Here is a 21,186-nt window from a genome sequence, read left to right as displayed (position 1 = left end):
CGCTCCAGGAGAGCAAGAGCTGAAACGGGGATCTCGCTGTCATGTCCGTTGACTCGACCCGATTAATCGTGTTCATCAATGCCGCCGACACCTCGAGGCACACCTCAAGTGCCAACGCCTCCATCTACCCCAATCTCGGCCTACTGACGTTGATGAGCGCCCTGCGCGAGAAGCTTGGCGACGGGCCGGTGCGGGTGGCCTATTTCGACGGCACGGTGTACGGAAACCAGAAGCTCTCCGACTTCATCGACGGCAACGCCCACCGTATTCACGCGATGTGCTTCAGCGTGCTCACCGCCAACTACGGCGCATCGGTCGAGCTGGCCGCGAGGGCCAAGAAACTGAATCCCGCGGTCACCACGGTGTTCGGCAACGACCACTTCTCCGCGGTCTACGAGAACGCGATGCTCAGCCAGCCCGCGATCGACTTCGGCTTCTACGGCAACGACGTCGTCACCGGATTCGCCGATTTCATGCGGGACGGCGCCACGGGTTCGCGCGGCCCCCTGTCCGGATACGCCGGCCTCGTGTATCGCGCCCCGGACGGCACCGTGCTCCGAAACCCCGAGCGCCCCGCGGAGTACGGCTTCCTCCCGCTGGTCGACTACTCCCTGGCGGACACCCTCTTCCCGCACCAGGAGCACTACCTGAGCGGTCAGCAGGACGTCTACTTCTTCATGCGCGACCGGGAGCTGCGCAGCCAGGTGGTCGACATCGGCCGCGGCTGCATCAAGTTCGCCGGCGAGCGGCTCGACGGCATCCCGCTGAACGCCTGCGACTTCTGCGGGATCATCCCCGGTAGCCGGGAGATCATCGCGCCGGAGGCCGACCGGGCCTGGCGGATCCTGGAGAACGTCTACCGGCAGGGCTTCAACTACTTCTACATCACGGCGGACGAGCTGCCGCTCACGCTCTGGCGCATGCTGCGCGGCATGGCCGAGCACGTGCCGCCGTGGTTCGCCGAGTTGCCGCCGGACGAGCGGCCGCGGATGTTCGGATACACCCGCGCGGAGGCCTTCGCCACCGTCCCGCAGCGGGTGGCGACGCTGATCAACGTGCTCGGCTTCGACCACTTCTTCATCGGGTTCGACGGGCTCTCCGACATCTCCCTGCGGGTCATGAACAAGCAGTCGGCGGGCGGCCGAGGCCGCAAGGACGCGCCGATGGACCACAACCTGCGCGCGCTGGACAGCGTGGTCAGCCAGGGCGGCATGGTCACGGCAGGCCTCGTGCTGACCCATCTCGGCATCACGCCGAGCCTGATGGCGGAGAACCTGTCGGTGCTGACCCGGATCGTGGAAAGCCACCCGAAGACGTTCGCCGCCCTGGACTTCGGCCCGCTCTGCCCGATCCCGGGATCGCAGTCCTTCCGTTACCTCACCCACCCCGAGCATGCCGAGAGCAGGGCGAAGGAGTTCGGGCTGCGGGTGGACCGCGACTACCTGGAGTCGGTCAAGGAGAAGTACCGCACGGGCGACATGTTCGACATGGACGAGCTGATCAAGGACTTCATCCTGGGCTGCTGTCCGGACATCTCCGCTGACGCCGTCGACGAGCACGTCGACCAGATCTCGGCGCTGGCGAACAAGTACGAGATCGTCATCGGAGGTGGCGTGTGAAGGCGGCGAAGCGGGACATGCGTGACGACCTCGCCGACGTCCGCTACACGCCGGCCGAGCCGGATGGCGAGCTACGCGAGGCGGCCAGGTACGCCACCGACAACCTGGTCAAGCTTGGGGTCAGTTTCACCGGCTCCGACCGGGACAAGGCGCCTTGGCTCGTGGCGGCACGGCCCTTCGTGCTGGGCGACGACCTGTGGGAGCGGCTGGAGCGGCTCGGCGGCGCGGTCTTCGCGCTGCTCGACGTCGCGCAGGACCTCTACCGGGAGGGCGACCCGGCGGTGCGCGGACACCTGGACACCGGTGTGCCGGAGGACCTGCGGGGCTTCGACCTGGCACGTTACATCGAGATGTTCCGGCTGGACGTCGTGGTGAGCGAGGGCAGGCCGCTGCTCACCGAGGTCGAGGAGATCTTCGGCAACGCAGGCAAGGCACACGCGTTCGAGCGGGCGTACGGCGTGTCGGCGGCACCGCTGTTCGAGACGTTCCGTCGGTTGGGCATCGCCCACATCTGGTTGGACGACGGCTACCCGATGTACCGCTCGGAGAACGAGCTCGTCGCACAGCGGATGGGCGAGGACTTCGGCATGGACGTCGACGTCGAGCCGTTCTCCCGGTTCCGTGACGACGGCCGGATGGGCTGGCGGTTCTGCTACGTCAAGGAGTTCCGCCAGTACGACGCCAAGCTCCGGGCGGAGATCCTCGACAGCGCCGAGCGGCTGGTCAACCCGCTTTTCCACGGATACGGCACGAAGGGTTTGCTCTCGCTGGCGTGGGACGAGCGGCTCGAGGACGAACTCGCGGCGCGGATGGGCGCCTCGCAGCTGGCGGTGCTGCGTGCGGGTGTCCCGCGCTCCGCGTTCATGCCGGAGGATCCGACGCCGGAGTTCCTGGACGACCTGAAGGCGCACGGCCGCCGCAAGGTGCTCAAGGTGGTTGACTCCGACGGCGTCGAGTTCACCTGGGGCAGTCGAGGCGTCTACTTCGGCGACCAGTCGGCGAGCCGGTGGCATGCCGCCGTGGACGCCGCGGCGGCCGGGCACGTCCCGGGCCATCCGGAGCACACGGGCACCAGGTTCCTGATCAGTGACCTGGCCGACAGCGACCGTTTCGACGTGGAGTTCCTGCATCCGAACTCCGGCGAGCTGTGCCTGATGCCCCGGGCCCGGCTGCGGCTGACGCCCATCTTCACCCGTGTCGGCGCCGGCAGCAGCATGCTCGGCGGCCACGCGACGTTCGTCAACACCAGCCGCAAGGTCCACCTCGGCAGGCACGCCGTCTGCACACCGTTCACGAGATGAGGAGATTCGATTTGATGAGGCGCAGGTCATTGCGGTGGACCGTCGTGCTGGTCGCGGCCGGGCTGATCCTGTCCGGATGCGGCAACGGGCTGCTCGGGGACCGCGGCGGCGCGGCGTCCGACGACGGCCCGATCCGGCTGGGCATGCTCGCGCCGCGGACCGGCAGTGAGGCCGCGATCGGTCCGTACATGCAGAACGGGGCGCAGCTGGCGATCGACGAGATCAATGCCAAGGGTGGCGTGTCCGGCCGCAAGCTCGAGCTCGTCGTCGAGGACGACGCCTGCGACCCGAAGACGGCGGTCGCGGGCGCGAACAAGCTCATCGCCGCGGGCGTTCATCTCTCGGTGGGTGGCTACTGCTCTGGGGCGACGCTGCCGACCCTGCCGGTGTTCCACCGCGCGGGCATCCCGATGATCATTCCGGCGGCCAACTCGTACGAACTGGTCGAGCAGAAGCTCGATAACGTCTTCATGATCAATGGCACCGGCGACCAGCAGGCCGCGGCGGCGGCGACGTGGATCGGCAAGCAGCACGCGACCTCGGTCGTGGTGATGCACGACAACACCAGCGCCCCCCGGGACATGGCGGTGCGTACGCAGAGCCGGCTCGCCTCGTCGGGCGTGAAGGTCACGATGGAGACGGTGAACCCGAAGGAGAGCGACTACTCCGCGAACGTGGCCGGCGCGCTGCGCGCCAAACCGGACTTCATCTACTGGACCGGCTACTTCCAGGAGGGCGGGCTCATCATCCGTCAGCTGCGTCACGCCGGTTACCACGGCGCGATCATGGTGGGGGATGGTGCGGTGTCCGCCAAGCTCGTCGAGATCGCGGGCGCGAGTGAGGCCGCTGGGGTCTTCGCCACCATGACTCAGACCCCGGACACGCTGCCCGCGGCACAGGGCTGGGTGTCGGCCTACAAGGCCAAGTTCGGCCAGGACCCGGGCCCCTACTCCAACCAGAGCTACGACGCGGTGCGGCTCGCGGCCGAGGCCGTACGAGCGGCAGGCGGCACCGACGGCAAGAAGATCATCACAGCGCTGACCAAGGTCGACGGATTCCCGATGTTCTCCGGCCCGCTGCGGTTCACGCCGGAGCACACCCTCAGCAGCGGCGGCTTCCAGATCCTCGTCGTCAAGGACGGCGGGTTCACGCTGGCCGACCCCCTGACGTAGGCGGGTCCGATGCTGCAGGTGCTCTGGAACGGGATCTTCGTCGGCTCCTTCTACGCGCTTGTCGCGCTCGGCTACGGGATGGTCTACGGCGTCATCAGGCTGCTCAACTTCGCCCACGGCGATCTCTACATGGTCGGGGCGTTCGTGGGCTTCGTCGTGCTGAGCGCGCTGGGCGCGGGCGCCGGTGGCGTCGGCATTCCGCTGCTGATCCTCGCGTTGCTGGCCACGATGCTCGCCACCGGTCTGCTCGGCGTGGCGCTGGAGCGACTGGCCTATCGCCCGCTGCGCGGGTCGTCCCGGCTGTCTCTGCTGATCACGGCGGTGGGAGCCTCATTCGCCCTGGAGTACGGCGTCCGGCTCGTGGCCGGTGCTGATCCGCAGGTCTACCCGGTGCGCTTCGACCGGGCGGCGATCCAGGTGCTTGAGGTGCGCCTGTCCGGTGAGCAGTTGGCGCTCATCGGGTTTGCGCTGGCGCTGATGGGTGCACTGCACGTGCTGGTCTCGCGGACCAGGCGGGGGCGGGCGATGCGGGCCATCGCGCTCGATCCGCGGGCGAGCGCGCTCATGGGCATCGACGTGAACGCCGTGGTGTCACAGACGTTCTTCATCGGGTCGGCGCTGGCCGGTGCGGCCGGGTTCATGGCCGGAGCGTACTACGGCAAGATCGACTTCCTGATGGGGTTCGTCATCGGACTCAAGGCGTTCACCGCCGCCGTCATCGGCGGCATCGGCAACATCTACGGGACCATGGCCGGCGGGATCCTGCTCGGCCTGGTCGAGTCGGTGGGCACCTCGGTGCTGGGCGGACAATGGCGTGACGTCCTCACCTTCGGTGTGCTGATCCTGTTCCTCTCGATCCGGCCGACCGGGTTGTGGGGAACCCCGGTCGCGGAGCGTGCCTGATGTCGTTGCCCGCGATGCTCAACGCCCGCTGGGTGGGCTGGCTCGCTTTCGCCGCCGCGCTGCTGGCACCCTTCGTCATCGCCACGCCGTACGCGATGTCCATCATGACCAGCGCCGCCGTGTTCGTGATGCTCGCGACCGGGCTGAACATCGTCGTCGGATACTGCGGTCTGCTCGATCTGGGCTACGCCGCGTTCTTCGCCGTGGGCGCCTACACGGCCGGCATCATGTCCACGCGGCTGCACCTGCCGCTGCTGGCCACGGTGCCGGCCGTGGTGCTGGTGACCGCGGCCGCCGGGGTCCTGATCGGCCTGCCGACGCTGCGGCTGCGCAGTGACTACCTGGCCATCGTCACCCTCGGGTTCGGCGAGATCATCCGAGTCACCGCGGGAAACCTCGACATCACCGGCGGTCCGTCGGGCATCTATGGCATCCCCGGGCTGGCGGTGGGGGGTCTGGACCTGAGCGATCCGGTGGTCTTCTACTACGCGGTCGTCGTCCTGGTCTGTGTGGCCGTCGTCGGCGCCGCCCGCCTGGCCTCGTCGCGTCTCGGTCGGGCCTGGCGGTTCATCCGCGAGGACGAGGACGCGGCCGAGGCGTGCGGCATCGACACGTACCGGACCAAGCTGGCGGCGTACGTGGCGGGGGCCGTCTGGGGCGGCCTGGCGGGCGTGCTCTTCGCGGCCCAGCTGTCGGCGATCTCCCCGGCCAGCTTCACCTTCCTGCAGTCGGTGCTCGTGCTGGTGGCGGTGGTGCTGGGCGGACAGGGCGCGTCGCGCGGGGTGGTGGTCGGCGCGGTGTTCATCGCGCTCGGCCCGGAGCTGCTGCGGGACGTGGCCGACTATCAGTACGCGGCCTTCGGGGTGCTCCTGATCGTGATCATGATCATCCGACCGCAGGGTGTCTGGCCCGGCAGGGTCGGCCTCGGGAGGCGCGATGCTTGAGATCGACCGGGTGCGCCTGTCGTTCGGTGGGGTGCACGCCCTCGACGGGGTATCCCTCACCATCGGCGCGGCCGAGGTGTGGTCGATGGTCGGCCCGAACGGCGCCGGCAAGACCGCACTGTTCAACTGCGTGACGGGATTCGCGCGGCCGCAGCAGGGCGCCGTCCGGTTCGACGGGCGCGACCTGGTCGGACTGCGCCCCTCGGCGATCGTGACCCGGGGAGTGGCCCGCACGTTCCAGCACCTGCGCCTGTTCGGCGAGCTGTCCGTGCTGGAGAACGTACGTGCCGGCACCCACCGCGGCACCGGCCAGCGTGTGCTCGACGCGCTGCTGCACACCCCCCGGTTCGGGCGTACCGAACGGGAGAGCACCGCCGAGGCCGAGCGGTGGCTGGACTTCGTCGGGCTGCACGCGGATCGGAGCAGGGCGGCCGGCACGCTGTCCTATGGCAACCGGCGTCTGGTCGAGATCGCTCGGGCGCTGGCCTGCCGACCCCGCCTGCTGCTGCTGGACGAGCCCGCCGCCGGGCTCAACCACAGCGAGAAGGGCACCCTCGCCGATCTGATCTCGCGCATCCGCGACCTGGGCATCGCCGTGCTCCTCATCGAACACGACATGTCCCTGGTGATGGACATCTCCGACCAGGTCGTGGTGCTGAACTTCGGCCAGGTGATCGCGCAGGGCAAACCCGAGGACGTCAGCCGGGATCCGGTCGTGGTGGAGGCCTACCTGGGCCGCGAGCACGAGGACGAGACGGACGGGGCGGCGGATGCTTGAGATCACGGACCTGGAAGTCGGCTACGACGGAGTACGGGCGGTCGCCGGCCTGTCTCTGGTCGTCCGCGAAGGGGAGATCGTCACCCTGCTGGGCGGCAACGGGGCCGGTAAGACCACGACCCTCCTCGCCGTGTCGGGGCTGGTCCGGCCGTCAGCCGGCACCGTCCGCTGGCACGGACTCGACATCACCCGGGCGCGCCCCAAGGACATCGTCGCGGCCGGCATCGTGCACGTGCCGGAGGGACGCCGGGTCTTCAGCACGATGACCGTCCACGAGAACCTCCAGCTCGGCGGGCACCTGGTCGCCCGAAACACGGTGGCCGAGCGGATCGCGCACGTCTACGAGCTGCTGCCGCGGCTGCGGGAACGACGCGCGCAGCCGGCCGGCACCCTCTCCGGCGGCGAGCAGCAGCTGCTGGCCATCGGGCGGGCGATGGTCGCCGGTCCGAAGCTGCTGCTGTTGGACGAGCCGTCGATGGGGCTGGCGCCCATCATGGTCGAGCTGGTCATGGGCATCATCGGCCGGCTCCGTGCCGAGGGTGTCTCCGTGCTGCTCGTGGAGCAGAACGCCCGAGCGGCCCTGCGTATCGCCGACTGGGGTGTGGTCATCGAGAACGGTGTGGCGACGACGTCCGGATCGGCCCGTGACCTCCTGTCCGACGAAGCGGTCGTCAAGGCCTACCTAGGACGTGCCAGAAAATCAACTCGTTTGGCATGAAAAGTCACCCTTACCATGTCAGGAACCGTATCGGTCGTCACCAGAGTGAGGTTTTGACATGTCCGACGCTGTCGCCCGCACCACCGCCGCCCTGCGCGAACTCAACGTGGCCGGAGAGATCCGCACCTTCACCGAGCCTGTCCCCACCGCCGCGGCGGCCGCCGCCCAGCTCGGCTGTGCGGTCGGCGCGATCGCCAACAGCCTCGTCTTCGATGCCGACGGGGAACCACTGCTGATCCTGGCCAGCGGGGCACACCGCGTGAACACCGTCAAAGTGGCCACGCTGCTGGGCGCCCAGCGGATCCGTCGGGCCACCCCCGCGTTCGTGCTGGCGGCCACGGGTCAGGAGGTCGGCGGCGTCGCGCCGGTCGGACACCCGGCGGCGATTCGCACCGTCGTCGACACCTGGCTGGGCCGCTACGAGCAGGTGTGGGCCGGCGCCGGTGACGAGATGACGATGTTCTGCACCTCACTCAGGGAACTGGAACGGATCACCGGCGGCAAGGTCGCCGACATCGAATGACGTCCCCCCGGGGGCGCCGGAGAGGATGACAATGGCCACCATCGCGGAGAACGGGATCACGCAGCGCTTCCTCCATGAATCGCGGGGAGCCGGACGGGTCGCGTCCGTCAGGTTCGCCGACTTCCCCGACTTCATGACCTACGGCAGTGATCGCAACTTCAACCGGCCGTTCTTCCTGGACGCCGCGCAGCACGCCCAGATCCGGGCCGATCTCGCCGCCATGTTCACGCTCATGTGCTCGCTGCCGGACCGCCTGTTCGGCGGGAACATACGCGCGCTCGCCGACGCGACGGACACCCCGGCGCTGCAGGCCGAGGCGATCCTGCGGACCGCGACCGCCGATCCGGTGCGCATCGGCCGAGCTGACCTCTACCAGGAGCAGTCCGGCTTCCGGATGCTCGAGTACAACCTCACCAGCGGGCTCGGCGGCTGGCACGGCACCTTGCTCAACCGGGTGATGCTGCACGACGATCGCTTGCGTGAGTTCGTGGCGGAGGAGTTCCTCGGATACGGCGACAGCCTGCGCGGCCTGGTCGACACGATGCTGGCCACCAGCCTGCCGAAGGATGCCCCGTCCCGCCCGTTCGTGGCGGTGACCGACTGGCCGACCAGCTTCCCCATCGAAGAGCAGCGGATGCACACGATGGCCTCGCTGATGGGTGCGATGGGCGTGGATGCGCAGGCGTGCCACATGGGACAGTTGGAATACCGCCAGGGCGGCGTCTACCTCGCCGGGCGCCGCGTGGACGTCATCTACCGGATGTACCTGCTGGACCACCTGCTGGAGGGTCCGCAGCCGACGGAACTCCTGCGTCCGCTGCTCGCCGCGGTCGAGACCGGCGCGGTGGGGCTGTGCGCCCCGTTCGACATCGAGCTCTACGGAAACAAGGCGTGCATGGCGCTGCTGAGCGATGAGCGGCACCGCGGCGCGTTCGAGCCCGACGAACTCGAGCTCGTCGAGCGGATGCTGCCGTGGACCCGGCAGGTCCGCCGGGAACGGGTTCGCGCCGGTGGCGAAGAGGTCGACCTGGTGGACTACGTCCTGGCCAACCGGCGTGAACTCATCCTCAAGCCGAACTGCGCGTACGACGGCCACGGCGTGACCGCCGGTTGGACCGTCGACGACCAGGAGTGGGCCGACCTGGTCAAGGCGGCCCTCGACGGGTCGTACATCGTTCAGCGACGGGTGGTGCCCGTGCGGGAACGCGTGGTGGATCCGACCGCACCGGGCGGCTATACCCACGCCATCCTCAACTGGGGGATCTTCGTCGGAGTCTCGTCCGGAGACGCGGGCGCCTACGTGAAGGGCACCACCGACCACGACGCGGGCGTCGTCAGCGTCGACCGCGGAGCCCGCTTCGGCTGCGTCTTCCACGCCGGGCAGCCATGAGGCTCGCACAGGCCCGGATCGGAGCAGGCGCCGACTTCGGCAGGCTCTGGTTCGGCGAGAGCGTCTCTCTCATCGGGGCCCAGGTTGCCCTGCTGGCCCTGCCGCTCACCGTGCTGGAGATCCTGCACGCGTCGGTCCGCGAAGTCGGGTTGCTCAACGCGATGACCTTCATCCCGTTCACCGGGGCGCTGCTGGTCGGGGTGTGGATCGATCGGGTGCGCCGCAGACACGCGATGATCGGCAGCAACGTCATCCGTGCCGGTGTGCTGCTCACGCTGCCGCTGCTCGCCTGGTCGGGCCAGCTCCGGCTGGAGCTCGTCTACGGGGCGGCGCTCGTCCTCGGCGCCTGCTCGGTGATCTTCGACGTCGCCTACCAGTCGTACCTGCCCTCGCTGGTCGGTCCGGCGGAACTGGTTCGCGCCAACAGCCGGATGGAGGGCAGCGCGGCGCTGGCCCAGGTCGCCGGTCCGGGGGCGGCCGGAATCCTGGTCGACCTGCTGACCGCGCCGATCGCGCTGGTCGCCAACGGTCTGTCCTACCTGGTCTCGTTGTGGTCGCTGCTGCTCATCCGCCGCCCGGAGGCCCCGCCTGTCGCGCGGGAGCACCGCGGCAACCTCTGGCGCGACATAGGCGACGGCCTGCGGCTGACCTTCACCAACAACCTGCTCCGCGCCTGCCTGGGCCAGGCGGCCACGTACAACATGTGCTGGCTGGCCCAGCAGACGGTGTTCCTGCCCTACGCGACCGAGCGACTCGGTATGACGCCGAGCCTGCTGGGTTTGGTCATGGGCAGTGGGGCGGTGGGCTCGGTCGGTGGGGCCGTCGTGGCGGGCCGACTCGCGCACCGGTGGGGACACGGCCCGGCGATCCTGGCGGCGACCCTGCTGAGCGGTGCGGCCCCCGTACTGCTACCGGTCGTGCACGACCAGCGGCCGGTCGGCCTCGGGTTGATGATCGTCTCGTTCTTCCTCGGCGGAGCGGGTCTCAGCATCGCCAATGTGCACATGGTCAGCCTGCGCCAAGCCGTGACGCCGCAGGAGACCCTCGGGCGGGTGAACGCCAGCTACCGGTTCGTGGCCTGGGGGGTGATGCCGGTGGGGGCGCTGGCGGGCGGGTTCCTCGCCGACGCCGCCGGCCTGCGGGTCGCGCTGGTGGTGATCGCCGGGGCGTTCCTGTCGGCACCGTTGTGGATCCTTTTCTCGAAGGTGCCCCGACTCCGTTCACTCGATGCGGCAGCGCGACCAGACCAGCCGGTTCCGGTGGAACCAGGAATGGTGTACGCCGCCGCCGCCCGATACGACGACCAGCCCGGCGGGTGAGCCCTGCTCACGCCGCCGTGCGGATCAGGGGAACACGCCGCCGTGCGGATCAGGGGAACACGCCGCCGTGCGGATCAGGGGAACTGGATGATGGAGCGGGCGCCCTCACCGCGGGACATGCGGGTGAAGGCGGCGGGCGCCTGCTCCAGCGTGATGCGGTCGGTCACCAGCGGGGCCAGGTCGAGGGTGCCGTCCAGGACGGACGCGGCCAGGGCCGGTACGTCCCGGTCGGGGTCGGACGAGCCGTACACCGAGGCGCGCAGCGTACGCGCGTTGTGGAAGATCTCCAGCGCCCCGAGCGTGAGCAGGTCGTCCTTGGCCCCCATGCCGACCACGGTCACCTGACCGCCGCGCCGGGTGGCCCGCCACGCCGCCCGGATGGCGGCCGCCCGCCCCACGCACTCCAACGCGTGGTCGGCGCCCCGCCGCCCGGTCAACGACCGTACCCCCGAGGACAGTTCGTCCCCCGAGACCAGGAAGTGGGTCGCGCCCGCCGCCAGCGCCAGCTCCCGCTTGGCCTCGGACAGGTCGGCGGCGATGACCGGATCGGCCCCGGCGGCGCGCGCCGCCATGACCGCCGCCAGCCCGACCCCGCCGAGCCCGATGACCAGCACCGACTCGCCTGGACGCACGCCGGCGGTGCGGTGCACCGCCCCGGTCCCGGTCAGCACCGCGCAGCCGAGCAGCGCCGCGTCGGCGAACGGCAGCGCGGCGGGCACCTCGATCACGGCGGAGTCCGGCGCGACGACCTCTTCGGCCAGCGCGCCCAGCCCGAGCGTGACGTGCAGCGGCTGCCCGTCGACGGTGCCGCGCTGGGCGGCCGGAACGCCGCCCGTCTCGCACAACCACGGCTGCTCGTGGGTGCAGAACCAGCAGGTCCGGCACGGCGGCGCCCAGTCGAGCACGACGTGCGCGCCGACCCCGACCCGCGCGCCGGGTCCGGCCTCGAGCACGACGCCGGCCGCTTCATGACCCAGGACCAGGGGGTACGGCGCGGCCAGCGTTCCGTTGACCATGGACAGGTCGGAGTGGCACACCCCGGCGGCGGCGATGCGCACCCGCACCTCGCCCGGTCCCGGCGCGGGCAGCTCAATCTCGGCGATCTCCAGGGCCGCGTTCGGTTCGCGGCACAGCAGGGCACGTACGCGGCTCATCGCTGAATCGCCTTCGTCTCGAGGAACTCGGCCAGCCCGTGGGCGCCCAGCTCGCGGCCGATGCCGGACTGCTTGTACCCGCCGAACGGCGCGAGCGGGTTGAACGCGGCCCCGTTGACGTCCACGGCGCCGGTGCGCATCCGCCGGGCGACGGCCAGCGCGCGGTCCTCGTCGCCTGACCAGACCGCTCCGGCCAGGCCGTAGCGGGAGTTGTTGGCGATGGCCACGGCCTGCTCGTCGTCGTCGAACGGCAGCACCACCAGCACCGGCCCGAAGATCTCCTCCTGGGCGACGGTGCTGTCGGGGTCCACCTCGGCCAGCACGGTCGGCGCGACGAAGTAGCCGGTCGACGGCACTGGCGCGTCCAGCCCGCCCGCGACCAGCCGCGCCCCGTCGGCCAGCCCCTTTCTGATGTAGTCGCGTACGGTCTCGCGCTGCGCGGCGCTGGACAGCGGACCGAGCCGGGTGCCCTCGTCGAGCGGGTCGCCGAGGGTCTGCCCGTTCGCGGCCGCGGCGGCCAGGGACAGTGCCTCCTCGTAGCGGGAGCGGTGGACCAGCATGCGGGTCCAGGCGGTGCAGGTCTGGCCGGAGTTGAGGAACGCGTTGGCCACGCCGGTCTTGACCGCGCGGGGCAGGTCGGCGTCCTCCAGGATCACGTTGGCGGACTTGCCGCCCAGCTCCAGGGCGACCCGGGCGATCCGGTCGGCGGCCAGGTGGCTGATCCGGGCGCCGGTGGCGGTGGAGCCGGTGAACGACACCAGGTCCACGTCCGGGTGGGCGGCGATGGCACTGCCCACGGTCGACCCGGGGCCGCTGACCAGGTTCACCACCCCGGGCGGCAGCTGCGCCTCGTGTACCGCGTCGAACAGCAGGTACGCCACCAGCGGGGTCAGGTCGGCGGGTTTGAGCACCACCGTGCAGCCCGCCGCGAGCGCCCCGGCCACCTTGGCCATGATCTGGTGCAGCGGGTAGTTCCACGGCGTGATCGCCCCGACCACGCCGACCGGTTCGGACACGATCAGCGAGTTGCCGACGGTGTGCGGGGCGGGCGGCGCGGCGGCCAGTTCCACATAGCTGCGCAGCACGGTCAGCGGCAGTCCGGCCTGGACCCGGGTGGCGACCCGCAGCGGGGTGCCGAGCTCGCGGGCCACGGTGGTGGCGATGTCGGCGGCGCGGGTGCTGAGCGCGGCGTGCAGCCGGTCGAGGTGCGCGGCCCGGTCGGCGGGCGCCAGCCCGGACCAGGCCGGGAACGCCGTCTTCGCGGCGGCCACGGCCCGGTCCACGTCGACCGCGTCGCCCGCGGGGACGTGTGCGATGACCTGCTCGGTGGTGGGGTCGACGACGGCGATGCGGCCGGTGCCGTGCGGGGCGACCCACTGCCCGTCGAGGTAGAGCTCAGTGCGGTCGGCGATCGGGGTGGCCCGTCCGGGATGCGCGACCGCGGTGTCGAGATCCATGCTGTTCCTCCCGTCGAGCGGCCTGCCGCACACGTGCGGGGGAGGGGGCGGGCCGCGAAAACTAGCGCTGCAAGTTTCGACTGTAATACGAGTCGGCGCCCGGCTCCAGAGGCGGGAGGGGGCCGATGGTGGCCTCGTACTCGGCGGCCAGGCCGGTGATGAGCGCCCGCAGGCCCAGCCGGAACGCGCCCTCGTCCACGCTGCGCTGGTGCCCGGCCAGGCGGTGGGCCTGGCTGAGGTGCGGGTAGTGGGCCGCGTACAGTTCGGGATCCTCGACGAAGCCGCGCGCGAACGAGCCCAGCGCCGAGCCCGCGACCAGGTAGCGCATCACGGCGCCGATGTGGGTGGCCCGCGCGGGCGGCCAGCCCGCCTTGACCAGGCCGCCGTAGACCGCGTCGGCCATGGCCAGCGCGGCCGGGCGCCGTCCCGGGCCCTGGGCCAGGTACGGGACGATGTTCGGGTGCGCCGCGAGCGCGTCGCGGTAGGACGTGCCCCAGCCCAGCAGCGCCTCGCGCCAGCCGTGGGTGCCGAAGACGGAGACGTCCACCTCGGCGATCACCGCGTCGGCGACCGCGTCCAGGATCTCGTCCTTGTTGGCGAAGTGGTTGTACAGCGACGGCCCGCGTACGCCCAGCTCGGCGGCCAGGCGCCGGGTGGAGAACGTCTCCAGCCCGTCGGCGTCGATCAGCCGGGCGGCCGTCTCGACGATGCGCTGGCGGCTCAGCAGCGCCTGACTCGGGCGGGGCATGGCTGTCCTCCTGGTCGGAAGCGGTGGTCCGGGGTGGTGGTCCGGGCGGGAGAACAACTCTCCCATATCGGGGTCTGGACGAATTAAAACTTCCAGCGTTAGTTTTATTCCCGTGGACCTGACACTGGCGGCCGAACACGCCGCACTGCGCCGCCTGGCCGCCGACTGGGTCGACCGCGAGGTCGTCCCGCACGCCGCGGCCTGGGACCGGGCCGAGAGCGTCGACCGGGGCGTGGTCAAGCGCCTCGGTGAGCTGGGTTTCCTCGGGCTGACCATCCCGGAGGAGCTGGGCGGCAGCGGGGGGGACCACCTGGCGTACTGCCTGGTGTTGGAGGAGTTGGGCCGGGGCGACTCGTCAGTGCGCGGGCTGGTCTCGGTATCCCTCGGCCTGGTCGCCAAGCCGATCGCCGCGTACGGCACCCCCGAGCAGCAGGAACGCTGGCTGCCCGGCCTGTGCGCGGGTGACCTGCTCGGCTGCTTCGGGTTGACCGAGCCCGGCACCGGCTCGGACGCCGGGTCGCTGGCCACCCGGGCGGTCCGCGACGGTGACGGCTGGACCGTGCACGGTTCGAAGCTGTTCATCACCAACGGGACCTGGGCCGACGTGGTGCTGTTGTGCGCGCGTACCGGGGAGCCGGGACCGCGCGGCGTGACCGCGTTCCTGGTGCCGACCGACGCGCCGGGCCTGACCCGGCGCGAGATCCACGGCAAACTCGGCCTGCGCGGGCAGCCCACGGCCGAGCTGGTCTTCGACGGGGTACGGATCCCCGACAGCGCCCGCTTGGGCGAGGTCGGCCAGGGCTTCCGCATCGCCATGTCGACCCTGGACAAGGGCCGGATGTCGGTGGCCGCGGGCTGCGTCGGCATCGCCCAGGGCTGCCTGGACGCGGCGGTGGGCTACGCGAAGCAGCGGACCCAGTTCGGCCGCCCCATCGCGGGCTTCCAGCTGGTGCAGCAGCTGCTCGCCCGGATCGCGGTCGACACCGCCGCCGCCCGGCTGCTGGTCTGGCAGGTCGCCGACCTGGTCGACCGACACGAACCGTTCGCCACCCAGGCGTCGATGGCCAAGCTGTACGCCAGCGAGGCCGCAGTGCGCTGCGCCAACGACGCCCTGCAGGTGTTCGGCGGGTACGGCTACATCGACGAGTACCCGGTAGGCAAGTACCTGCGCGACGCCCGCGTCACCACCCTCTACGAGGGCACCAGCCAGATCCAGCAACTCCTCATCGGCCGCGCCCTCACGGGCGTGAACGCCTTCACCTGACCCGAGGTTAAGAAGGGCCCCTTCTACCACGTATTCCGATAAGAAGGTGCCCTTCCTTACCGGCGGAGCCAACCCCTAGCTGGGAGGAACGAGAGCAATGAACGCACGCTTCAGTGGACGGGTGGCCGTGGTAACCGGCGCCGCGCAGGGCATCGGGGCGGCCACGGCCCGGCGGCTGGCCGCCGAGGGGGCCAAGGTCGCCGTGGTGGATCTGAGCGGGGAGCGGGCCGAGGCGACGGCGGCCGAGATCGGGGCGGGGGCGATCGGGGTCGCGTGTGACGTCACCGACGAGGCGGCGGTGCGGGCGATGACCGAGCGGGTCGTGGAGACCTTCGGGCGCCTGGACATCCTGGTGAACAATGCCGGGATCACGCGGGACGACCTGCTGTTCAAGATGAGCTACACGGACTGGAACGCGGTGCTGCAGACCAACCTGACCAGCATGTTCCTGTGCTGCCAGGCGGCGCAGCAGCACATGGTGGCGGCGAAGTACGGCAAGATCGTCAACCTGAGCAGCCGGTCCGCGCTGGGCAACCGGGGCCAGGTCAACTATGCCGCCGCCAAGGCCGGGGTGCAGGGCCTCACCGCCACGCTCGCCATCGAGCTGGGCCCGTACAACGTCACCGTCAACGCCGTCGCCCCCGGGTACGTCGCCACCGCGATGACCGCCGCCACCGCCCAGCGCGTCGGCTCGACGCCGGAGGCGCACCAGGCGTGGGCCTCGGAGCACACCCCGCTGCGCCGGGTCGCCCAGCCCGAGGAGATCGCCTCCGTGGTCGCGTTCCTGAGCAGCGACGACTCGTCCTTCGTCACCGGCCAGACCCTGTACGTCAACGGCGGCGCCCGCTAACCCCCGAAAGGACCACCGTGGACTTCTCCCTCACCGACGAGGAGCGCGCCATCCGTGACACGGCGCGCGCGTTCATCCGCAAGGAGGTCGTGCCGCTGGAGGCGGAGCTGCTGCGCCGCGAACGGGCGCATGAGCCCGGCCTGCGCCGCGACGAGCTGCGCGAGTTGCAGGCCAAGGCGCGCGCGTTCGGCTTCTGGGGCCTGGCCACCCCCGCCGAGTACGGCGGGATGGACCTGCCCGCCGTGCTCCAGTCACTGGTCTGGACCGAGATCGGGCACACCCTGGTGCCGTTCCGGTTCGGCGGCGAGGCCGACAACATCCTGTTTCACGCCGACGCGGCACAGCGGGAGGAGTTCCTCGTCCCGACGATCGAGGGGCAACGGATCTCCTGTTTCGCGATCACCGAACCCGGTGCCGGGTCGGACGCGGCGAACATCAAGCTGAGCGCGCGTCGCGACGGCGAGGACTGGGTGCTCAACGGCGAGAAGACGTTCATCACCAACGGCAACGACGCCGACTTCGCCATCGTGGTCGCGGTGACGGACCGGGACAAGGGGGTACGCGGCGGCGGCACCACGGCGTTCCTGGTGGACCGGGCCATGGGCTGGCGCTCGGAGTTCATCGCCACCATGGGTGAGGGCGGCCCGGCCTCGCTGGTCTTCGCGGACGTGCGGGTGCCGCACCGCAACATCCTCGGCGAGGTCGGCCAGGGCTTCGAGCTGGGCATGAAGTGGATCGGCAAGGGCCGCTACATCATCCCCTCGCACGCGGTCGGCATCGGCGAGCGCGCGCTGCGGATGGCGGTCGACTACGCCAACACCCGCGAGACGTTCGGGAAGAAGATCGGCGAGAACCAGGCGATCCAGTGGATGCTCGCCGACGCCGAGACCGAGCTGGAGGCGGCGCGCTGGCTGATCCTGCGGGCGGCCTGGACCGTCGACCAGGGCCTGGACCCCCGGCACGCGTCGTCGATGGCGAAGCTCTACGGCGCCGCGATGATCAACAAGCTGGTCGACAGCGTCATGCAGATCCACGGGGGGATGGGCTACACCCGCGAGCTGCCCGTCGAGCGCTGGTACCGCCAGGTGCGCCTGCTGCGCATCTACGAGGGCACCGACGAGATGCAGCGGCTCATCATCGCCCGCGACCTGCTGCGCGGGTACACCAAGATCGGAGGTCACCTGGCATGAGAGTCTTCCACTCCCCGCAGGAACTGGCCGCCGCCGTCGGCCAGGTCATCGGCCCCGGCCCGTGGCACCAGATCGAGCAGGGCCGCGTCGACGCGTTCGCCGACGCCACCGGCGACGACCAGTGGATCCACACCGACCCGGAGCGGGCGGCGGCGGGCCCGTTCGGCGGCACGGTCGCGCACGGGTACCTGACCCTGTCGCTGCTGCCGCTGCTGGTGCGGGACCTGTACCGGTTCGACGGCGCCAGCATGGGCGTCAACTACGGGCTCAACCGGGTGCGGTTCGCCGCGCCGGTGCGGGTCGGCGCGAAGGTGCGGCTCACCGTGCAGATCGTGTCGGTCGAGCCGGTGCCCGGCGGGGTGCAGCTGGTCGCCCAGGCCACCGTACGCACCGACGACAGCGACAAGCCCGCCTGCGTCGCCGAGACCGTCAGCCGCGTGTACTACCCCGAGGAGCAGCCGTGAGCAGCCTGTCTTTGGCCGCCGTCCTGGCCGAGGGCGCGCGGCGACACCGCGACAAGACCGCCGTCGTCGACGGCGACCTGCGGGTCAGCTACACCGACCTGTGGCAGCAGGCCCTGTCGTACGCGGCGGCCCTGCGCGAACTGGGCGTACGCAAGGGCGACGTGGTGGCCCTGATCGCGCCGAACACGATCGAGTTCCCGCGCGCCTACTACGGGGCGCTGGCCGCCGGTGCCGTGGTGGTGCCGGTACACCTGCTGCTCACCGCGCCGGAGGCGGCGTACGTGCTGCGCGACAGCGGGGCGAAGGTGCTGGTATGCCACAGCGCGCTGCTGCCGCTCGGTGCCCCGGCCGCCGCCGAGGCGGGCGTCCCGCTGGTCAGCGTCGGACCCCGGCCCGACGGGGGCGCGGTGCCGCCCCGGCTGGAGGACCTCAGCGCGGGCGTGCCGCCGCTGCGGTCATACGAGTCGACCGGGCCGACCGACCCGGCGGTGATCCTCTACACCAGCGGGACCACGGGCGAGCCCAAGGGCGCGGTGCTGACGCACCTCAACCTGGTGATGAACACCGTGGTCAACGTGTTCGACTGCAATGACGCCCGCCCCACCGACGTGGTGCTCGGCTGCCTGCCGCTGTTCCACACGTTCGGGCAGACCGTCGGCATGAACGGCGCGTTCCGGCTCGGGGCCACGCTGGTGCTGCTGGCCCGGTTCACCGGCGCGGCGGCGATCGACCTGATGCTGCGGGAGAAGGTGGACGTCTTCCACGGCGTACCGACGATGTATCTGGGGCTGCTCGAAGCCGCCGCCGGCCGCGACGACCTGCCCAAGCTGCGCCTGTGCATCTCCGGCGGCGCGTCGCTGCCGGTCGCGGCGCTCGAACGGTTCAGCGCCGCCTTCGACACCACCGTGTACGAGGGCTACGGCCTGTCGGAGACCTCGCCCACCGCCACCACCAACCAGCCGCACTTCGGCGTGCGCCCCGGCACCGTCGGCCACACCGTCTGGGGCGTCGAGACCGAGATCGCCCGCGCCGACGTGGACGACCGCGTCGAACTGCTGCCCGACTGCGAGCTCGGCGAGATCGTGATCCGGGGGCACAACGTGTTCGCGGGCTACCTCAACCGGCCCGAGGCCACCGCGCAGGCCGTCGTCGATGGCTGGTTCCGCACCGGTGACCTGGGCACCAAGGACGCCGAGGGGTTCATCACCATCGTCGACCGCAAGAAGGACCTGATCATCCGGGGCGGCTTCAACGTGTACCCGCGCGAGGTCGAGGAGGTGCTGGCCCGGCACCCGGCCATCGCGCAGGTGTCGGTGATCGGCGTGCCCGACGAGCTGCACGGCGAGGAGATCTGCGCGGTGCTCGTGCTCGACCCGGCGCAGACCGCGCCGACCGAGGCCGAGCTGACCGAGTGGTCCCGCGAGCGGCTGGGGCGACACAAGTACCCGCGCCGGTTCCGGTTCGTCGCCGAACTGCCCATGGGGCCCAGCCTCAAGGTGCTCAAGCGCGAGCTGCGCCGCATCGTCGCCGCGGAGACCGGCACCGCCTGACCCCGTCATACGGAAGACTCGGCCCCCGCCCCAACCATCGGGGCGGGGGCTGTCGTCTAGGGAGCGGCAACCGGACGATCGGCGAAGGGAGGCGGGAGTGGACGAGGAGTTCGAGGAGTTCGTTCACGCGGGGCTCGCCCGGTGGTCACGGGTGGCGTTCCTGCTGACGGGCGACCATCACGCGGCCGAGGACCTGCTGCAGAACGCCCTGTTCAAACTGTCTCTGCAGTGGCGCAGGGTGAGGGTGGAGACCCCCGACGCGTACCTGCGGAAGATCATGTACCACGAGCACGTCTCGATCTGGCGGCGCAGCCACCACCTGCGCCGCGAGCGCAGCACCGACACCCTGCCCGAGCCCGGAGCGGTGCGAGACCACGCCGCCGACACCGTCCGCAGGCTGCTGCTGCGCCAGGCGCTGGCGAAGTTGACCCGCAAGCAGCGCGCTGTCATCGTGCTGCGCTACTTCGAGGACCTGTCCGAAGCCGACGCCGCCGAGGCGCTCGGGGTCTCGATCGGCACGGTCAAGAGTCAGTCTTCGGCGGCGCTGGCCCGCCTGCGCGAGGTGGCGCCGGAGCTGCGTGTGCTGGTCGGCCGGGCACGGGAGGCGTGGGCATGAGCGAGCTGAGGGAACTGCTCGGCGGCATCGCGGCCGAGGCGCCCCGCTACGAGGTGTTGGACGGGATCCGGGCCCGACGGCGGCAGCGTACGCTGCGGCGTCGCGTCGCCGGGTCGAGCGCCGGCGCGGCGGCCGTCGCCGCCGTCGCGGTACTGCTGACGGTGCACCTGGGGGTGAACCCGAAGCCCGACCCGGCCACGCCGACACCGTCGGCCTCGGCCACCTCCTCGCCCGCACCGAAGCCGGTGCTGAACACGTGCGAGCCGGAGCAACTGCCCATGCCCGAGGGCTATCCAGCCAAGAGCGTGCTCACGGCGGGCGATCCGACCGGCCGGTTGCTCGCCGGGCGGGCGTATCCGGGTGACGGCCGCCCGCGTCTGCTGATCTGGGACGACGGCAGGGTGCGCGCGATCCGCGAGCCGGGCGCGGACGCGAGGTTCGACGCGATCGCCACCGACGGCACCGGCGTGATCACCGCCTTCCAGGGCGACACCAAGGCGGCCTGGCTGTACCGGGACGGCCGGATGACCCGGCTGGTGGGGCAGGACCCGGTCATCACCGCGGTCAACACCGCGGGAGTCATCGTGGGCGCCTCCGGCGGCCACGCCGTCGTCTGGCGACCGCCCTACGCCGCCCCGCAGCGGCTGACCTCGATCAGCGGGGTGCCCCTGGACGTCACCGGGCTCGCTGAGGACGGAACGATCGTGGGGGTGCTGCGCAACTCCATCGCCGGACCGGTGACGGAGCGGAACGGGGAGGTGTCCACCCTGCCTGACCAACCGGTCTTGCTGCTGCCCGACGGCACGGAGCGGGTGCTGGAGTTGCCGGACGAGATCGCCGACAGGCCGGTGGCCAGGATCGGCGATCCACAGCTCGGGGACGACTTCGTCACGGCGCTGGTCTACGCCGGTGCGGGCGCGGACGGGGTGATCCGGCTGGCCCGGTGGGAGCGGCGCACATCGCAGCTCCAGCTGCAGCGCATGCCCCATGGCGGCGGCCTGCTCGGCGCCGACGGCTGGGCGGTGGGCTCCGATGGCTTCGGCAACAACGTGCTGGTGTCGCCGTCGGGCACGGTGCCGCTGCCGGACCTGCCCGGCGCGCGGGACGACCCGTACGACCGGCCTGACTTCCGGAGCATCAGCGCGGACGGGCGAACTGTCGGCGGTTACCAGGCGATGCCGGGCGACGGGGTGCTCGTGGTCGCGGTGCGGTGGCGGTGCCGGTGA

General features: G+C 70.9%; 20 protein-coding genes. 17 read left to right on the top strand and 3 right to left on the bottom strand.

All coding sequences use genetic code 11. The features are described from left to right. Window positions 1-41 precede the first annotated feature (41 nt). From KUA19_RS33255 to KUA19_RS33210, 10 genes are read left to right on the top strand one after another with little or no spacing between them, the layout of a single operon-like run. Entirely contained in the window at window positions 42-1,619 is a 1,578-nt protein-coding gene (locus KUA19_RS33255; RefSeq protein WP_217402518.1) for a B12-binding domain-containing radical SAM protein, read from the top strand. 17 nt (window positions 1,620-1,636) lie between these two features. Beyond that, a complete protein-coding gene (locus tag KUA19_RS33250) occupies window positions 1,637-2,920 on the top strand; it encodes a hypothetical protein (protein WP_217402517.1) in 1,284 nt (427 codons plus the stop codon). Window positions 2,921-2,934: 14 nt separating this feature from the next. Next, window positions 2,935-4,092 carry a branched-chain amino acid ABC transporter substrate-binding protein gene (locus KUA19_RS33245; RefSeq protein WP_217402516.1) on the top strand — a complete coding sequence of 386 codons (1,158 nt, stop codon included), beginning with the start codon at window positions 2,935-2,937 and terminating at the stop codon, window positions 4,090-4,092. A gap of 9 nt (window positions 4,093-4,101) precedes the next feature. Continuing rightward, complete coding sequence (locus KUA19_RS33240) at window positions 4,102-4,995, top strand: branched-chain amino acid ABC transporter permease (RefSeq protein WP_217402514.1); 894 nt, start codon at window positions 4,102-4,104, stop codon at window positions 4,993-4,995. Next, window positions 4,995-5,939, top strand: coding sequence for a branched-chain amino acid ABC transporter permease (locus KUA19_RS33235; RefSeq protein ID WP_254550474.1), 945 nt, complete (start codon window positions 4,995-4,997; stop codon window positions 5,937-5,939). The genes KUA19_RS33240 and KUA19_RS33235 overlap by 1 nt, the downstream gene beginning before the upstream one ends. After that, window positions 5,932-6,717, top strand: a complete 786-nt coding sequence (locus KUA19_RS33230) for an ABC transporter ATP-binding protein (protein WP_254550473.1) — start codon at window positions 5,932-5,934, stop codon at window positions 6,715-6,717. The genes KUA19_RS33235 and KUA19_RS33230 overlap by 8 nt, the downstream gene beginning before the upstream one ends. Next, entirely contained in the window at window positions 6,710-7,435 is a 726-nt protein-coding gene (locus KUA19_RS33225) for an ABC transporter ATP-binding protein (RefSeq protein WP_217402510.1), read from the top strand. The genes KUA19_RS33230 and KUA19_RS33225 overlap by 8 nt, the downstream gene beginning before the upstream one ends. Window positions 7,436-7,493: 58 nt before the next feature. Then, window positions 7,494-7,958: a YbaK/EbsC family protein gene (locus KUA19_RS33220; protein ID WP_217402509.1), complete on the top strand. Its 465-nt coding sequence runs from the start codon at window positions 7,494-7,496 to the stop codon at window positions 7,956-7,958. Window positions 7,959-7,989: 31 nt separating this feature from the next. After that, window positions 7,990-9,348: a circularly permuted type 2 ATP-grasp protein gene (locus KUA19_RS33215; protein ID WP_217402507.1), complete on the top strand. Its 1,359-nt coding sequence runs from the start codon at window positions 7,990-7,992 to the stop codon at window positions 9,346-9,348. Then, on the top strand, window positions 9,345-10,667 hold the full coding sequence (locus KUA19_RS33210) for an MFS transporter (RefSeq protein WP_217402505.1): 1,323 nt from the start codon (window positions 9,345-9,347) through the stop codon (window positions 10,665-10,667). Before KUA19_RS33215 ends, KUA19_RS33210 begins: the two co-directional genes overlap by 4 nt. Before the next feature lie 74 nt (window positions 10,668-10,741). Here the strand turns inward: KUA19_RS33210 and KUA19_RS33205 are convergent, their stop codons facing one another. The 3 genes from KUA19_RS33205 to KUA19_RS33195 form a co-directional block, all read right to left on the bottom strand. Further along, entirely contained in the window at window positions 10,742-11,821 is a 1,080-nt protein-coding gene (locus KUA19_RS33205) for a zinc-binding dehydrogenase (protein ID WP_217402497.1), read from the bottom strand. After that, a complete protein-coding gene (locus KUA19_RS33200) occupies window positions 11,818-13,278 on the bottom strand; it encodes an aldehyde dehydrogenase family protein (RefSeq protein ID WP_217402495.1) in 1,461 nt (486 codons plus the stop codon). The genes KUA19_RS33205 and KUA19_RS33200 overlap by 4 nt, the downstream gene beginning before the upstream one ends. Window positions 13,279-13,339: 61 nt before the next feature. Next, entirely contained in the window at window positions 13,340-14,026 is a 687-nt protein-coding gene (locus KUA19_RS33195) for a TetR/AcrR family transcriptional regulator (protein ID WP_217402493.1), read from the bottom strand. 112 nt (window positions 14,027-14,138) lie between these two features. Here KUA19_RS33195 and KUA19_RS33190 point away from each other — a divergent pair, with 112 nt between their 5' ends. From KUA19_RS33190 to KUA19_RS33160, 7 genes are all read left to right on the top strand, one after another. Further along, window positions 14,139-15,290: an acyl-CoA dehydrogenase family protein gene (locus KUA19_RS33190; protein ID WP_217402491.1), complete on the top strand. Its 1,152-nt coding sequence runs from the start codon at window positions 14,139-14,141 to the stop codon at window positions 15,288-15,290. A gap of 97 nt (window positions 15,291-15,387) precedes the next feature. After that, the gene (gene fabG, locus KUA19_RS33185; RefSeq protein WP_217402483.1) at window positions 15,388-16,140 is read left to right on the top strand and encodes a 3-oxoacyl-ACP reductase FabG; all 753 of its coding nucleotides are present in this window, start codon (window positions 15,388-15,390) and stop codon (window positions 16,138-16,140) included. A 17-nt stretch (window positions 16,141-16,157) separates the two neighbouring features. Beyond that, window positions 16,158-17,330: an acyl-CoA dehydrogenase family protein gene (locus KUA19_RS33180; protein WP_217402481.1), complete on the top strand. Its 1,173-nt coding sequence runs from the start codon at window positions 16,158-16,160 to the stop codon at window positions 17,328-17,330. After that, on the top strand, window positions 17,327-17,794 hold the full coding sequence (locus KUA19_RS33175) for a MaoC family dehydratase (protein WP_217402479.1): 468 nt from the start codon (window positions 17,327-17,329) through the stop codon (window positions 17,792-17,794). Before KUA19_RS33180 ends, KUA19_RS33175 begins: the two co-directional genes overlap by 4 nt. Further along, window positions 17,791-19,344 (top strand): long-chain-fatty-acid--CoA ligase, encoded by a 1,554-nt coding sequence (locus tag KUA19_RS33170; protein WP_217402477.1) that lies wholly within the window; start codon window positions 17,791-17,793, stop codon window positions 19,342-19,344. Before KUA19_RS33175 ends, KUA19_RS33170 begins: the two co-directional genes overlap by 4 nt. A 97-nt stretch (window positions 19,345-19,441) precedes the next feature. Next, entirely contained in the window at window positions 19,442-19,960 is a 519-nt protein-coding gene (locus KUA19_RS33165) for a SigE family RNA polymerase sigma factor (RefSeq protein WP_217402475.1), read from the top strand. Continuing rightward, window positions 19,957-21,186, top strand: a complete 1,230-nt coding sequence (locus tag KUA19_RS33160) for a hypothetical protein (protein ID WP_217402473.1) — start codon at window positions 19,957-19,959, stop codon at window positions 21,184-21,186. The genes KUA19_RS33165 and KUA19_RS33160 overlap by 4 nt, the downstream gene beginning before the upstream one ends.

This window comes from Catellatospora tritici (assembly GCF_019083965.1).
In the GTDB taxonomy this organism is placed as follows: domain Bacteria; phylum Actinomycetota; class Actinomycetes; order Mycobacteriales; family Micromonosporaceae; genus Catellatospora; species Catellatospora tritici.
This window is presented reverse-complemented; position numbering and strand designations above follow the sequence as displayed.